Here is a 15,067-nt window from a genome sequence, read left to right as displayed (position 1 = left end):
CCAATGACCGCGCAGCCATTGCTCGACGTCAACGACCTCACGGTGGAATTCGCCACACGGCGCGGTATCGTCAAGGCGGTGCAGCACGTCAACATCTCCGTGGCCAAGGGCGAGACGCTCGGCATCGTCGGCGAGTCCGGCTCCGGCAAGTCGGTGACATCTTACGCTGTGATGCGGATCCTCGACCGCGCCGGCAAGATCGCCGAGGGCTCGGTGATGTTTTCCGGCATCGACGTCAAGGCCGCGACTGAGAACCAGATGCGCGATTTGCGCGGCCGCGAAATCTCGATGATCTTCCAGAACCCGCGCGCGGCGCTCAATCCGATCCGTAAAGTCGGCGACCAGATCGAGGACGTGCTGCGCCAGCATGTGCAGTCAGCGGCCAGTGATCGCGGCGAGAAGGCGATCGAAGCGCTGGAGCAGGTCAAGATCGCGCGCCCGCGCGAGCGCTACCACGCCTATCCATTCGAACTCTCCGGCGGCATGTGCCAGCGCGTCGTGATCGCGCTGGCGCTGGCCTGCAATCCGCAGCTTCTGATCGCGGACGAGCCGACCACCGGCCTCGACGTCACGACGCAAAAGGCCGTGATGGATTTGATCGTCGAGCTCACGAAACGGCGCGGCATGTCGACCATCCTGATCACTCATGACCTTGGCCTTGCCGCCGCCTATTGCGACCGCGTGGTGGTGATGGAAAAGGGCCGCGTGGTCGAGACCGCGAAATCCGCCAACATCTTCGCCAACCCCGAACATGCCTACACCAAGAAGCTGATGCGCGCGACGCCGCGGCTCGGTGTCTCCTTGCGCGATCTGTTGCCGGAGGAAGACGCGGCGGCGCTGCCGGCGCTGACTTCAGCTGGGCCGGCCGACAACGAAACCAAGCCGCTGCTGCTGGTCGAGAAACTGGTGAAGGAGTATCCGCGCCAGGGCGCCACGGCCGTGCTCGGCAAGCTGTTCTCGCGCAAGCCGCCGGTCGAGGCCGAACTGTTCCGCGCGGTCGACGGCATCAGCTTTACGGTCGGCCACGGCGAGAGCGTCGGTCTGGTCGGTGAATCCGGCTGCGGCAAATCCACGACGTCGATGATGGTAATGCGGCTTCTCGACCAGACCTCGGGCCGTATCGTGTTCGACGGCGACGAGATCGGCTCCATGCTGCCCAACGCCTTTGCGCGGCTGCCGCTACGCAAAAGCATCCAGATGGTGTTCCAGGATCCAACCGACAGCCTCAACCCGCGCTTCACGGCGGCGCGCGCCATTGTCGATCCGATCATGCAGCTCGGCGACATCAGGGGACGCGACGCGCTGCGCGCCCGCTGCGAGGAACTGGCCGGGCTGGTCGGTCTCCCCATTAATCTGCTCGATCGCTTTCCGCATCAATTGTCCGGCGGCCAGAAAGCCCGCGTCGGCATCGCCCGCGCGATTGCGCTGCACCCAAAGCTCGTGATCCTCGACGAGCCGACCGCGGCGCTCGACGTCTCCGTGCAGGCGGTGGTGCTCAATCTGCTGCAGGACCTCAAGGCGTCGATGGGTATGAGTTATCTGTTTGTCTCCCATGATTTGAATGTGGTGCGCCTGTTGTGCGATCGTGTCATCGTGATGCGCGCGGGACGAATCGTGGAGCAGGGCCCGTCCGAACAGGTCTTGGGCAATCCGCAGGACGCCTATACAAAGGAGCTGCTGACGGCGATCCCGCATCCGCCGTTGCCGGTTCACTCATAAACCTGGATGGGAGCGAAATGGCCGAACCCCTGGACGATTATATCGACGCCGTCGCCAAAGCGCTGGCGCTGCCGGTGGAAGATTCCTGGCGGCCGGCGGTGCGCGCGAACCTCGAAGTATCGCTGAGACTGGCGCGGCTGGTCGATGAATTTGCATTGCCCGACGAAACCGAGCCCGCCAGTGTCTTCGCAGCCTGAACGCGCCATGACCGTTCAACAGACCGCTCAAGAGATCGCGCAGGCCGTGAGCGGTGGCAGGATGACCGCGCTTGCGGCGACCGAAGACGCGCTGGCGCGGATCGCCAAACATGATTCCGTTCTGAACTCCTTCACTGACGTGACCGCGGATCGCGCGCGGGCCAAGGCGCGCGCGGTCGATGCGGCGATTGCGGCGGGACAAAAGGTGGGCCCGCTCGCGGGCGTGCCATTCGCGGTGAAAAACCTGTTCGACGTCAAGGGCCTGCCGACGCGCGCAGGCTCGAAGATCAACCGCGACCTTGCGCCGTCGTCGCGCGATGCGACGCTGGTCGAGCGCATGGAGGCGGCGGGCGCCGTCCTGGTCGGCGCGCTCAACATGGGCGAATACGCCTACGACTTCACCGGCGAGAACGTCCATGACGGCCCGTCGCGCAATCCGCACGATCCGACGCGCATGACGGGCGGCTCCTCCGGTGGTTCCGGCAGTTCGGTCGGTGGCGGCCTGGTGCCGATCGCGCTGGGCTCGGATACCAACGGTTCGATCCGGGTGCCGTCGTCGTTCTGCGGGATCTTTGGCTTGAAGCCGACCTACGGCCGTCTGTCGCGGGCGCGCTCGTTTCCGTTCGTGGCGAGCTTCGATCATCTCGGACCTTTTGCGCGCAGCGTCGGCGATCTCGCGCTGGCCTATGATGTGATGCAGGGGCCTGATGCGGATGACGCCGCGTGCACCACGCGGCCGCTCGAGCCCGTGACGTCGCAGCTCACGCAAGGCATCGGCGGGTTGCGCGTCGCAATAGCCGGCGGTTATTTCCAGAAGAACGTGTTTCCGGAGGCCGTCGAGGCCGTGGCGCGCGTTGCCAAGGCTCTCGGTGCAACGCAGACGATTGAAATCCCCGAGGCCGCGCGCGCGCGGGCCGCGGCTTACGTCATCTCCACCACCGAGGGCGCGTCGCTGCATCTCGATCGCCTGCGCAAGCGCCCGAACGATTTCGATCCGGCGGTGCGCGATCGCCTGATCGCGGGCGCGATGGTGCCGGCGCCGCTGGTCGATCGCGCGCAGAAATTCCGCCGCTGGTATCGCACGCAGGTGCTGGAGCTGTTCAAGTCGGTCGACGTGATCATCGCGCCGGCGACGCCCTGCACCGCGCCAAAACTCGGCCAGGTGACCTTCAAGCTCGACGGCGTCGAACTGCCGGTGCGCGCCAATATCGGCATCCATACCCAGCCGATTTCGTTCATCGGGCTTCCCGTGGTCGCGGTGCCGGTGCCGCTGGCGCCGATGCCGATCGGGGTTCAGATCATCGCCGCACCGTGGCGCGAGGATATCGCGCTTCGCGTCGCTTATGCGCTGGAGCAATCCGGCGTTGCTGCGGCGCCTGCGCCAAGAGGACTTTAGCCATGGATATCGATCTTCCCGACGTGCTCACTGAGGTGTCAGCGCAATTCGCGCGCTATGAAACGGCGCTGGTGTCGAACGACGTCGCGGTGCTGGACGAATTGTTCCGCAACGATCCCCACACGCTGCGCTACGGCATCAACGAAAATCTCTACGGCTATGAGGCGATCATGGCGTTCCGCGCCGGCCGCTCGCCGGTGGGGCTGATGCGTACGACCGACAAGACCGTGATCACCACCTATGGCCGCGATACCGCGGTCGCCTCGACGTTATTTTATCGCGACGTGTGGAGCGGCAAGAAGGTGGGGCGCCAGATGCAGACCTGGATACGGTTTCCCGAGGGGTGGAGAATCGTCGCCGCCCATGTCAGCATCATTGACGAGCCGGCCTCGTAAAGGGATCGGAGTCGAAGGGATTTTGGGTCAAACGACATGAGCCTTGACGATCTTCCAACGCGCATCCCGCAAGCCGGCCTAGAGTCCGAGCCGGTGGTGCGGCGTGTCGACCGCGCCTCGCCGCAGGCGGACAAGGTCACGCGCGCGGAGGAATTGCGGCTGCAGCTTGCCGACGAGATCGTTCGCGGGGTGCTGGCGCCGGGATCGGGGCTGGACGAGACCGATATTGCGCGACGCTTCAGCGTGTCGCGAACGCCGGTGCGCGAGGCGCTGCGGCAGCTGGTGGCGAGCGGCCTGGTCGAATCCCGCGCCCATCGCGGCGCCGTGGTGGCCCAGCCGTCGATCGAGCGTCTGACTGAAATGTTCGAGGCGATGGCGGAGCTGGAAGCGCTGTGCGCAGGACTCGCCGCGGAGCGGATGCCGGCCGCGGAACGCCAGAAGCTGGAGGCGATCCACGAGGAACTGCGGGTGCTGAGCTACGCCGGCAATCCCGAGCGGTTCCACGAAGTCAACGAGCGCTTTCACAACGCAATCTATGCCGGCTCGCAAAACGGCTATATCGCCGAGATGACCCTGGCGACGCGGGTGCGGGTGCAGCCGTTCCGCCGCGCCCAGTTCCGCAATCTCGGGCGCCTCGCAAAATCGCACGCCGAACACGACAGCGTCGTGGTCGCGATCATGCGGGGCGACAAGACCGGCGCGGCGGGCGCGATGCGCGCGCATATCGAACTGGTACGCGGGGAGTATGAGATTTACGCGGTGTCGCATCCGTAGAGGCGCTCTTCCTTACCTCGCCCCGCTTGCGGGGAGAGGTCGGATCGCCTCGGCGATGCGAAGCATCGTCCGGTGCGATCCGGGTGAGGGGGTACAGGTCGCTCGACAATCTTTGCTCGGAGAGAGGCCCCTCACCCCAACCCTCTCCCCGCAAGAGCGGGGCGAGGGAGTATCAAACCTTCTGAGCCATGAACGCGCGCCAGCCGCCGAATGCTGAAATATCGCGCGCGCCGCTCACCGCGGCCGGTTCGACCAAAAATCCCTTCACGCCGCGGCCGTCAGCCAAACGAACGGTTCCGATCGACAGCGGTGGCGGAATCGCGGCGACGAACTTTCCGAATGAAGCCGCCGACAGCGCCCAGAGTTCGAGCTTGATCTGATATCCCGCGCCCGCCTCGACGCGCAGCATGCCGGGTTTTGGCGGCGTGGTGTCGAGCGCATAGAGCTTGTAGTCCGGCGCGGTCGAGGCTTCTTCCAGCAGGCGTCCGCCGAGATCAGTCAGTTCGCCGTTCAGCGCCATGCCGGAGAGATGCGCGCCGACGGCCGCGATCGCGATTTCGTCGCCACTCAGTTGCGGCGACAATGCTGCGAGCGGCGGCTGCGTCAGGTCCTTGGCACCCATCTTCAGTCCGGTATCGGCGTGGAAGGCGCGGCCGATGCTGGCGAGCTGCGCGTCATGTCCGGCAGGCGCGAGCAGCGTGATGCCGAACGGAATGCCGTCGGACCGCATCGCGGATGGCAGCGCCAGCCCGCAGAGATCGAGCAGGTTGACGAAATTGGTGTAGGTGCCGAGCCGGCTATTGAGCTCGATCGGATTGGCCAGCACCTGCGCGGTCGAGTAGGCGGTCGGCGCGGTCGGCAGCACCAGCGCATCGACATTGCCAAAGGTGCGCTCGGCGACGCGCCGCAGCGCCTGCAGCCGGTAGAGCGCGGCGAACGTATCGGCTGCGGTCGGCCGCGCGCCGGCTATGGTGATCTCGCGCGTGACGGGATGAATCGAATCCGGCGACGACGCCAGGAGATCGCGGATCACCAGATAGCGTTCGGCGACCCAGGGTCCCTCATAGAGCAGCCGCGCGGTCTCATAAAACGGCTCGAGATCGAATTCGACCAGCGTCGCGCCCAGCAAGGTCCAGCGCTTCAGCGCCTCGCCATAGGCCTGCTCCGACTCACGGTCGCCGAAGAAGACCAATTGACCGTCGCGGGGAACGCCGAGCCGGAGTTGTCCGGGAAATGCCGTGACCGCGCCGAGCGGCCGGTCGCGTGAAAACGGATCGGCGTCATCAGGGCCGGCCATCGCTGATAGTGCCGTCACGGCGTCGTCCACCGTGAGCGCGAACACCGAAACGCAATCCAGCGTGCGGCAGGCCGGCACCATTCCGGCATTGGAGATCAGCCCGAGGCTCGGCTTCAACCCGACGATGTTGTTGAGCATCGCCGGCACACGGCCACTTCCTGCCGTGTCGGTGCCGAGCGCGAGCGGCACTAACCCAGCTGACACCGCGACCGCCGATCCCGAACTCGATCCGCCTGGGATGAGATCGTTGCGGACCGGGTTGACCGGGGTGCCATAGGGCGAGCGCACGCCGACCAGGCCGGTGGCAAACTGATCGAGATTGGTCTTGCCGATGATGATGGCGCCGGCCGCGCGCAGCTTTGCGACCGCGGTCGAGTCCCGCGTCGGCAGATAGGAAAACGCCGGGCAGGCGGCCGTGGTCGGCAGGCCCAGCGCATCGATATTGTCCTTCACCGCGACCGGCACGCCCAGCAGCGGAAGCGTCGCCGGATCGTTTGCGCTCAGCGCTTCAGCTTCGGCCAGCGCGTCCTTTTCGTCGCGCAGGGAGATGAACACGGCGGGATCGTTGTGGTCGCGGATGCGCTGATAGCTGCGCGCGACGGTTTGGGCCGGCGTCATGGTGCCGGCGCGGTGCGCGGCGACGATCGCAGCAACGGTTTCAGTCACGTGATGCCCGTCCTGGGTTGGCTGAGGTCAGTCACGATCGACTTCCCAAAGCGAGGAGTTCCATCCGGATTGAAGCAAGCGATGTGCCATTGTGTACAATTAAGGATGCAACCCGCGAGACGGCAATAGCCCTGCAATGTCCATGGTTTAATTGCCTTGTCGGAAAACGAGGCGTGCTCGCGCTCCAAGCGCGGCGCCTTGTCTTTGCCTAATTTATAGGCGCGGTGTCAGCTGCGGGGCTTGGAGTTCGTCGCGCCCGCGCGTTCAGGTGAACGGCGCCAGAATCCGCAGCAGTTGCTCCCGGTTCTCGGCCCCGATCTTCTCGGCCACATGACGTTCGTGTTCGGCCGCGAGCAGCTTGAATTGCCGCAGCGACGCCTCGCCCCGTGCGGTCAGGTGCAGCGCGTGGGAGCGGCGGTCGGTCCGGGACTGGACGCGCCGCACCAGCTTGCGATCTTCCAGACTGTCCAGGAGGTGCACCAGCCGGGCGCGCTCGATCCCGAGCCGTTTGGCGACCGCCATCTGGCTCAGGCCCGGATTGGCGCCGATCACCGTCAGCACCGAATACTGCGTCGGCTTGATATCGACCGCCGCCAGCGTCCGGATGAAATCCTGAAAGATCCAGATCTGGAAGCGCCGCACCGCGTAGCCGGCATGGCCGACCAGCCCGTCGAGGCCGATCTCGATATTCTGCTCCTGGTCGCGTGCCTTGCCATTTCCGCCGCGCTTGCCGTTCGCGGAAACCGGGGTTTTCAAGGCTGGTTGGGCCGCTCTGTTGGACACATCGTTTCTCCCGGCGTCGCTTCCCTTCTAGCGCTTTGCAGCGGCGAAGGAAATATTGTTGTTGACGACAACAATTGTTGCGACCAACAATATGCGCAAGAGCGGCCCAAAGAGGCCGGCGGCCGATGGGCCGCGCGAGGAGGAAACCGATGACGACAGCCGCCGCCACAGGCCGCGACCAATCCGAAGCGCTGTTTGCGAAGCCCGCGATCTCTGCCGATCGCCGCACGGACGGCAGCATCATCCTGAAATCGACGGTGCCGCTGAAGCCAGGCGCGCGCTGCGTCGGCGACTGGCTCGAACATTGGGCCCGGCAGACGCCCGAGCGGATTTTTCTTGCCGACCGCAAGACACCAGATGTGCCTTGGAACACCGTCACTTATGCCGGTGCATTGCGGCAGGTTCGCTCGGCCGCGGCGTGGATTCTGGCGCAGGAGCTGAGCGCGGAACGGCCATTGGTGATCCTGTCCGACAGCAGCGTCGACCATGCATTGTTAGCGCTGGCTGCTCAGCATGTCGGAGTACCCTCGGCGGCGATCTCGCCGGCCTATTCGCTGATGTCCAGGGATTTCGACAAGCTCAAGGGCATGATCAGTCTGCTCGGGCCCGGCGCGATCTATGTCTCCAACGCCAAACCATTCGCGGCGGCGCTCGCGGCGATTGCACCGCTGCATTCGGCAAAAATTGTCAGCAGCGATCCCAGCGATAGCGACGTGATCCCATTCCCAAAGATCGCGGCGACACCGGAAACGCCGGTCGTCGAAAAAGCCTTCAAGGCCGTCACGCCGGACACAATTGCAAAGTTCCTGTTCACCTCGGGTTCGACCGGCACGCCGAAGGCTGTGATCAACACCCAGCGCATGCTGACCTCGAGCCAGCAGGCCAAGGCGCAGACCTGGACGTTCCTGGAAGCGGCGCGCGACGATCTCGTGATCCTCGACTGGCTGCCCTGGAGCCATACGTTCGGCGCCAACCACAATTTCAATCTGGTGCTGCGCAATGGCGGCACGCTCTATGTCGACGGCGGCAAGCCGGCGCCGGGGCTGTTCGCGACTTCGCTGGCGAACCTGCGCAGCGTGATGCCGACGGTCTATTTCAACGTGCCGCGCGGCTTCGACATGCTGATCGCGGCGCTGCGCAGTGACGAGGAACTGCGCCAAAAATTCTTTGGCGAGGTGAAGTTCGCGTTCTATGCGGGGGCGGCGCTGCCGCAGAATCTCTGGGATGCGCTGGAGGAACTCTCGATCAAAACCAGCGGCCGCGCGCTGCCGATGGTGTCGGCCTGGGGCTCGACCGAAACCTCGCCGCTCGCGACCGACTGCCATTTCCAGGCCAGGCGCTCCGGCAATATCGGCGTGCCGATATCAGGCACCGAACTGAAGCTGGTTCCGTCAGGCGACAAGCTCGAGGTGCGGGTGCGCGGACCGAATGTCACGCCCGGCTACTGGAAGGCGCCGGAACTCACCGCGCAGGCGTTCGATGCGGAAGGCTTTTATTTGATCGGCGACGCCGTGACCTTTGCCGATCCCGAGCGGCCAGAACTCGGATTGTTTTTCGACGGCCGCGTCGCCGAGGATTTCAAGCTCAACTCCGGTACGTGGGTCAATGTCGGCACGCTGCGCGTCGCCGGCATCGCAGCACTCGCGCCGCTGGCGCAGGATATTGTCGTCGCCGGACATGGCGGCGATGAAGTCCGCTTTCTGGTGTTCCCCAACATCGCCGCTTGTCGTGCCCATGCCGGTCTGCCCGACAACGCCGCCGCCGATGAGGTCATCGGCCACGAAGAAGTTCGCGCCGCGATCGGGCAGGGTCTCGCCAAACTGAAAGCGCAGGGCACCAACTCGTCCGGCCACGCCACGCGCGCGCTGCTGCTGGCCGAACCTGCTTCCGTCGATGGCGGCGAGATCACCGACAAGGGCTACATCAACCAGCGCGCGGTGCTGACCCGCCGGGCAGGCGCGGTGGCGGTGTTGGACGACAGCGCATCGGCCGAGTGGATCGGGTGCGCCGGCTAAGCTTCAAGAGGCGTTGCTTCGCGAAAGTTCGTGCCGGTAGGCGTCGACCAGCCGCGTCAGCATCTGAAGAAATGCCGCCCGCTCTGGCTTGCTGAGCGGGGCGAGCGTGTGTTCATTGAAGGTCTCGCCAGCCCGGCTTGCCTCATCGGCCCGCCTTTGCCCGGCCGCGCTGAGCGAAAGCTCGACCGCACGCTTGTCGCGGGACGATCGCTTCCGCCTCACGATGCCGGCCTCTTCCATGGCAGACAGGATCTTCACGAGGTTTGGCAGTTGCATCTTGAGCACGGCGGCGAGTTCGCTCTGCGTCACGGCCTCGTTGTCGCGCACGGTCATGAGGATGGAGTATTCGACCGGCGACACTTCCAGCGCCTGGAAGTGCCGGAAAAAAGCTTCGAAATTCAGCAGCTGCAGGATCCGGATCATGAACCCGGGCGTCTGCTGTAACGCGCTCAGATCGAGCGACTTTCTCTTGTCATCGGCGGTTTCAACCAGCGGGGATTTTTTCGCCGCGGCGCGGCTGCGGGGTTTTTGCATGTGTTCGGTGATTCCCGGTCGAGATTGACTCTCCGAAAAATACTTATATTATATAAGTAATTTCGGCAGCGTGAAGATTGCCTTTTGGAGTTGTAAACACAGGGAGGTCCGGATGGGTCATGTTTTTTCGCGGCTGAAGACGCCGCTGGTTGCTGCGGCCGCGGTCCTGCTCGTCTCGGGCGCGCAGGCGCAGGAAAAAGTCCGCATCGGTATCCTGAACGATCAGTCCGGCGTGTTCGCGACCTACCAGGGCATCGGTTCGGTGGTCGCGGCCCAGATGGCGGTCGAGGATTACGGCGGCAAGGCCGTCGGCAAGGTCGTCGAGGTGGTCGCGGCCGACCACCAGAACAAGCCTGACATCGGCGTCGGCATCGCCCGGCGCTGGTATGAAAACGAAAGCGTCGATGCGATCTTCGATCTGCCGAACTCGGCGATCGCGCTCGCGGTCGCAGGCATCAGCGAACAGAAGAACAAGGTGTTCATCGGCTCCGGCGCCGGAACCGTGCTGCTGACCGGCGCGAAATGCACCCCCAACACCGTACACTGGACCTACGACACCTACGCGTATGGCCACGGTCTCGGCAAGGCGGTGGTGGCGAAGGGCGGCAAGAAATGGTTCTTCCTCACCGCTGACTATGCGTTCGGTCACGATCTCGAAAAGCAGGCGATGGAAGCGGTCAAGGCCGCCGGCGGCGAGGTGGTCGGCGCCGTCCGCCATCCGCTGGGGACGGCGGATTACGCCTCCTTCCTGCTGCAGGCGCAAGGCTCCGGTGCTGATATCGTCGGCATCGCCAATGCCGGCGATGACACCATCACGTCGATGAAGCAGGCGGCCGAATTCGGCCTCACCCAGAAGCAGAAGCTGGTCGGCCTGATCCTTGGCATGAACGGGTTGCCGGCGCTGACGCTGAAGGCGGCGCAGGGCGCGCAGATCATGAATCCGTTCTACTGGGATCTGAACGACGGCACCCGCCGCTTCGCCGCAAAGTTTGCCGAGCGCCACCCGCAGAAGAATTATCCCAACGACATGCAGGCCGGCGTCTATGCCTCGGTGATTCACTACCTCAAGGCCGTCGACAAGGCCGGCGGCGCTACCGACGGCAAGGCGGTTGTCGAAGCGATGAAGGCGATGCCAACCGACGATCCGCTGTTCGGCAAGGGTTTCATTCGCGCCGATGGACGAAAAATCCATCCGCTCTACCTGCTCGAGGTCAAGAAGCCGGATGAGTCGCAGTCGAAATGGGACCTTTTGAAAGTGGTCGGCACGATCAAGGGCGAGGACGCGTTCCGGCCCGAGAAGGACGGCGGCTGTCCGCTGTCGAAATAGACGGCGCGGCGCGGCGTGCGGCGATCCTCAGGGTTGGGCCGAAAAAGCAGCCAGTACTGTCTGAGCCTTCCTTAGCTGTCAGATTTCCTCCTTCGTCATGGCCGGGCTTGTCCCGGCCATCTACGTCTTTCGTGCTTAAAGGATGCAAAGACGTGGATGCCCGGCACAAGGCCGGGCATGACGAGCGTAGCCGCATGCAGCAGGGCCAAAGTTCCCGACCGAGCATTTCGTTGCTTTAGCAACTCTATATTGTTGCCACGGCAACTAATTCGTGCCAGTCTCTCGGTCAATGATGGCCGCAGAAGCAGTCCAGCTGCCGGGTCTCGCAGGGAGGTATGGATGGGCGAAAGCCAAAGCGGGTCACGGAACGCCGCCGTGTCATCCGCGGCGCGGACCGGTGCGCTTCATATGAAATGGTCGTTGCCGGACAGCCTATGGGCCGCCGACGCCCTTGACGGCATCGAGATTGCCGTGGACGCGGCGCAGCAGGTCGATCAGCACCTCCCGCTCGTCCTTGCGCAGGACGGACAGCAGCCGTCGTTCGCGTTCGAGCGCGGCGACGATGACCTTGTCGTGGGTGGAGCGTCCCTTCGCCGTCAGCGATATCGAATGGGTGCGTCCGTCGTCCGGGGCGGTCCGGATCGCAACCAGGCCGCGCTTCTGGAGCATCGACAGGGTGCGGCTGACCGGTCCCTTGTCGAAGCCGATCACGTGGCAGATCCGCGAGGCCGGGATGCCGGGTTCGATCGCCAGCAGCGACATGATCCGCCATTCCGTGACGTTGACGCCGAAATTGCGCTGATAGAACGCGGTGGCGCTGTTCGAGAGCTTGTTGGCGATGAAGGTGATGAACGCCGGAACGTAGCGCTCGAGATCGAGGGTCGGGCCGTCATCGGCATCTGCGACCTCCGCCGGTCTCTGCCGGCGCGCATTCCTGGCGGGTGGTTGACTGCTCATGTCCCTGATCATCGCTGCAAACGCTGGGCTTGAGAGATAGAGACATGCGCCAGCTCTTTACAAGAACAAACTTTGGGAGGTCGGAATGAGTACATCAGGCTTCACGCCATCGGCGGGCGTGCCGCATATGGACATCGATCCGTTCTCGATCGAGTTCTTCGAAGACCCGCATCCCGCTCACGAGGTGCTCCGGGAAGCTGGGCCGGTCGTCTGGTTCGACAAGTGGAACGTCTACGGCGTCGCCCGCCATGCCGAGGTCCATGCCGTCCTCAACGATCCCCTGACCTTCTGCTCCAGCCGCGGCGTCGGCCTCAGCGACTTTGCGAAGGAAAAGGCCTGGCGGCCGCAAAGCATCATTCTGGAGGCCGATCCGCCGGAACATGCGCGCACACGGGCGGTGCTGAGCCGGGTGCTATCGCCGACGGTGATGAAGCAATTGCGCGGCAGCTTTGTCGCCGCCGCCGAATCCCGGGTCGAAGCGCTGCTCGCCAAAGGCAGCTTCGACGCCATCGCCGACCTCGCCGAGGCCTATCCGTTGTCCGTGTTTCCCGATGCGCTCGGACTCAAGCCGGAGGGGCGCGAAAACCTGCTGCCCTATGCGAGCCTTGTCTTCAACTCGTTCGGGCCGCCGAACAAGCTGCGTCAGGACGCGATCGAGCGCTCGGCGCCGCATCAGGCCTATGTCGCCGACCAATGCCAGCGTGAAAATCTCGCGCCCGGCGGTTTCGGCGCCTGCATCCATGCCCGCGCCGATGCCGGCGATATCACGGCCGCGGAAGCGCCATTGCTGGTGCGCTCGCTGCTCAGCGCCGGCCTCGATACCACGGTCAACGGCATCGGCGCCGCGGTCTATTGCCTGGCGCGTTTTCCCGATCAATGGGCACGGCTGCGGAGCGACCCAACGCTGGCGCGCAACGCCTTTGAGGAGGCGGTGCGCTTCGAAAGCCCGGTGCAGACGTTCTTCCGGACCACCACACGGGACGTCGAGATCAGCGGGTCGCGGATCGGCGAGGGCGAGAAAATCCTGATGTTCCTCGCCGCAGCCAACCGCGATCCGCGGCGATGGGACCGGCCTGACGAATATGACGTGACGCGCAAGACCAGTGGCCACGTCGGTTATGGCTCCGGCATTCACATGTGCGTCGGCCAGCTGGTCGCGCGGCTGGAAGGCGAGGCGGTGCTTTCGGCGCTGGCAAAACGGGTCAGTGCGATCGAGATCACGGGGCCGGCGACGCGGCGTTTCAATAACACGCTGCGGGGCCTCGAAAGCCTGCCCGTGTCCATCAAAGCAGCGTGAGCCTGATCATGCCGACCATCATTTTCAATCGTCCCGACAACCGTTCCGAACGCATCGACGCGAGCGTCGGCGCCAGCGTCATGCAGGTCGCAACCACGCACGGCGTCGACGAGATCGTGGCCGAGTGCGGTGGCAACGCGATGTGCGCGACCTGCCATGTCTATGTCGATGAGGGCTGGATCGCGCGGCTCGCGCCCATGAGCGAGGAGGAGGACGAGCTGCTCCACGGCGTCGCCGCCGAGCGGCTGCCGAACAGCCGGCTGTCCTGCCAGATCAAAATCACGCCGGAACTCGACGGCCTCATCGTGCGGCTGCCGGACCGGCAGATCTGAATTCAAACCCGGCGCAGTCCGGGAACAACAACGATCACATCCATAGGGAGAGAATGATGAAGAATATCAGGGTCTATCTGGCGCTCGCGCTATCCTGCGCCGCGTTCGGACCGGCGCGGGCGGAGATTTCCGAAAACGTCGTCCGGATCGGCGTGCTCAACGACATTTCCGGCATCTTCCAGGACACCAACGGCATGGGGTCGGTGGAAGCCGCGCGCATGGCGGCGGAGGACTTTGGCGGCGGCGGCAAGAACATCAAGGTCGAGATCGTCTATGCCGATCACCAGAACAAGGCTGACGTCGGTCAGGGGATCGCGCGCAAATGGCTCGATGTCGAGGGTGTCGATGCCATCGTCGATGTGCCCAATTCGGCGGTCGGGCTCGCCATCAATGCGCTGGTGCGGGACTCCCGCATGACGTTCCTGGCGTCATCGACAGCGAGCTCCGACCTCACCGGCAAGGCCTGTTCGCCCAACACCATTCAATGGGTCAACGACGCGTGGGCCACCGGCAACACCACGGCGGCGGCGATGATGGGGCGCGGCGGCAAGGACTGGTACTTCGTCACGGTCGACTATGCGCTCGGCAAGGGCATCGAGGCCGAGGCCACCAACTACATCGAAAAGAATGGCGGCAAAGTGCTGGGCTCGAGCAAGCATCCGCTCGGTACGTCGGACTTCGCGTCGTTCCTGCTGCAGGCGCAGAGCTCCAAGGCCAAGGTGATCGGCCTTGCCAATGCCGGCGGCGACACCATCAATGCGGTCAAGCAGGCCAATGAGTTCGGTATCCAGCAGAGCGGCCAGACCATGGTGGCGTTCCTGTTGTTCGTCAACGACGTGCACGGCATGGGATTGAAGATCGCGCAGGGGCTGCAACTGCTGGAGGCGTTTTACTGGGACATGGATGACGACACCCGTGCGTTCGCCAAACGCTTTGCGGCGCGGCCCGGCATGAACGGCAAGATGCCGAGCGGCAATCAGGCCGGCGTCTATGCCTCCACGCTCGCCTATCTCAACGCGGTGGCGGCGACCGGCAGCGACCATGCCAGGGACGCCGTGCCGCAGATGAAGAAGTTCAAGGGCAAGGACAAGCTGTTCGGCGACGTCACCATCCGCCAGGACGGCCGCGTCATCCACCCGATGTATCTGTTCGAGGTAAAGAAGCCGGCGGAGTCGAAATATCCGTATGATTATTACAAGCTGGTTTCGACGATTCCCGCCGATCAGGCGTTCCGGCCGATGGCGGATGGTGGATGCTCGTTGGTGAAGTGAGTGCGGTGATGGCGCTGTCTTACCTCGCCCCGCTTGCGGGGAGAGGTCGGATCGCCTCGGCGATGCGAAGCATCGTCCGGTGCGATCCGGGTGAGGGGGTACAGGTC

Annotated in this window: 14 protein-coding genes; 10 read left to right on the top strand and 4 right to left on the bottom strand. The window is 64.3% G+C overall.

Features of this window, described 5'->3' with window-relative positions:
* The first annotated feature begins 3 nt into the window (after window positions 1-3).
* Genes JQ600_RS24645 through JQ600_RS24625 form a run of 5 tightly spaced genes read left to right on the top strand, consistent with a single transcriptional unit; the run spans window position 4 to window position 4,481 of the window.
* Complete coding sequence (locus tag JQ600_RS24645) at window positions 4-1,719, top strand: ABC transporter ATP-binding protein (protein WP_212390832.1); 1,716 nt, start codon at window positions 4-6, stop codon at window positions 1,717-1,719.
* 17 nt (window positions 1,720-1,736) lie between these two features.
* Entirely contained in the window at window positions 1,737-1,916 is a 180-nt protein-coding gene (locus JQ600_RS24640) for a DUF4089 domain-containing protein (RefSeq protein WP_192735513.1), read from the top strand.
* Between the two features lie 7 nt (window positions 1,917-1,923).
* Window positions 1,924-3,312: an AtzE family amidohydrolase gene (locus JQ600_RS24635; RefSeq protein WP_212390833.1), complete on the top strand. Its 1,389-nt coding sequence runs from the start codon at window positions 1,924-1,926 to the stop codon at window positions 3,310-3,312.
* 2 nt (window positions 3,313-3,314) lie between these two features.
* Window positions 3,315-3,707: an oxalurate catabolism protein HpxZ gene (gene hpxZ, locus JQ600_RS24630; protein ID WP_212267440.1), complete on the top strand. Its 393-nt coding sequence runs from the start codon at window positions 3,315-3,317 to the stop codon at window positions 3,705-3,707.
* Window positions 3,708-3,743: 36 nt separating this feature from the next.
* On the top strand, window positions 3,744-4,481 hold the full coding sequence (locus tag JQ600_RS24625; RefSeq protein WP_212390834.1) for a GntR family transcriptional regulator: 738 nt from the start codon (window positions 3,744-3,746) through the stop codon (window positions 4,479-4,481).
* A 172-nt stretch (window positions 4,482-4,653) separates the two neighbouring features.
* Here JQ600_RS24625 and atzF read toward each other — a convergent pair whose 3' ends face one another.
* Window positions 4,654-6,444 carry an allophanate hydrolase gene (gene atzF, locus JQ600_RS24620; protein WP_212490130.1) on the bottom strand — a complete coding sequence of 597 codons (1,791 nt, stop codon included), beginning with the start codon at window positions 6,442-6,444 and terminating at the stop codon, window positions 4,654-4,656.
* Window positions 6,445-6,708: 264 nt separating this feature from the next.
* Window positions 6,709-7,227 (bottom strand): MarR family winged helix-turn-helix transcriptional regulator, encoded by a 519-nt coding sequence (locus tag JQ600_RS24615; protein ID WP_409363333.1) that lies wholly within the window; start codon window positions 7,225-7,227, stop codon window positions 6,709-6,711.
* A 149-nt stretch (window positions 7,228-7,376) separates the two neighbouring features.
* On the opposite strand from JQ600_RS24615, the gene JQ600_RS24610 reads away from it, so the two are divergent.
* The gene (locus JQ600_RS24610; RefSeq protein ID WP_212390836.1) at window positions 7,377-9,242 is read left to right on the top strand and encodes a feruloyl-CoA synthase; all 1,866 of its coding nucleotides are present in this window, start codon (window positions 7,377-7,379) and stop codon (window positions 9,240-9,242) included.
* A 3-nt stretch (window positions 9,243-9,245) separates the two neighbouring features.
* Here the strand turns inward: JQ600_RS24610 and JQ600_RS24605 are convergent, their stop codons facing one another.
* Complete coding sequence (locus tag JQ600_RS24605; RefSeq protein WP_212390837.1) at window positions 9,246-9,776, bottom strand: MarR family winged helix-turn-helix transcriptional regulator; 531 nt, start codon at window positions 9,774-9,776, stop codon at window positions 9,246-9,248.
* A 112-nt stretch (window positions 9,777-9,888) separates the two neighbouring features.
* Between JQ600_RS24605 and JQ600_RS24600 the strand changes: the two genes are divergently transcribed.
* Window positions 9,889-11,103: an ABC transporter substrate-binding protein gene (locus JQ600_RS24600; RefSeq protein WP_212490129.1), complete on the top strand. Its 1,215-nt coding sequence runs from the start codon at window positions 9,889-9,891 to the stop codon at window positions 11,101-11,103.
* A 432-nt stretch (window positions 11,104-11,535) separates the two neighbouring features.
* Here the strand turns inward: JQ600_RS24600 and JQ600_RS24595 are convergent, their stop codons facing one another.
* Window positions 11,536-12,060 carry a MarR family winged helix-turn-helix transcriptional regulator gene (locus tag JQ600_RS24595; protein ID WP_212390839.1) on the bottom strand — a complete coding sequence of 175 codons (525 nt, stop codon included), beginning with the start codon at window positions 12,058-12,060 and terminating at the stop codon, window positions 11,536-11,538.
* A gap of 85 nt (window positions 12,061-12,145) precedes the next feature.
* Between JQ600_RS24595 and JQ600_RS24590 the strand changes: the two genes are divergently transcribed.
* From JQ600_RS24590 to JQ600_RS24580, 3 genes are read left to right on the top strand one after another with little or no spacing between them, the layout of a single operon-like run.
* Window positions 12,146-13,357, top strand: a complete 1,212-nt coding sequence (locus JQ600_RS24590) for a cytochrome P450 (protein ID WP_212267455.1) — start codon at window positions 12,146-12,148, stop codon at window positions 13,355-13,357.
* A gap of 8 nt (window positions 13,358-13,365) precedes the next feature.
* On the top strand, window positions 13,366-13,689 hold the full coding sequence (locus JQ600_RS24585) for a 2Fe-2S iron-sulfur cluster-binding protein (RefSeq protein ID WP_212267457.1): 324 nt from the start codon (window positions 13,366-13,368) through the stop codon (window positions 13,687-13,689).
* A gap of 56 nt (window positions 13,690-13,745) precedes the next feature.
* The gene (locus JQ600_RS24580) at window positions 13,746-14,960 is read left to right on the top strand and encodes an ABC transporter substrate-binding protein (RefSeq protein WP_212390840.1); all 1,215 of its coding nucleotides are present in this window, start codon (window positions 13,746-13,748) and stop codon (window positions 14,958-14,960) included.
* Window positions 14,961-15,067 lie beyond the last annotated feature (107 nt).

This window comes from Bradyrhizobium sp. AUGA SZCCT0176 (assembly GCF_018130145.1).
Classification (GTDB): domain Bacteria; phylum Pseudomonadota; class Alphaproteobacteria; order Rhizobiales; family Xanthobacteraceae; genus Bradyrhizobium.
The sequence above is the reverse complement of the archived record's forward strand: the minus strand, read 5'-3'. Positions and strand labels throughout refer to the sequence as shown.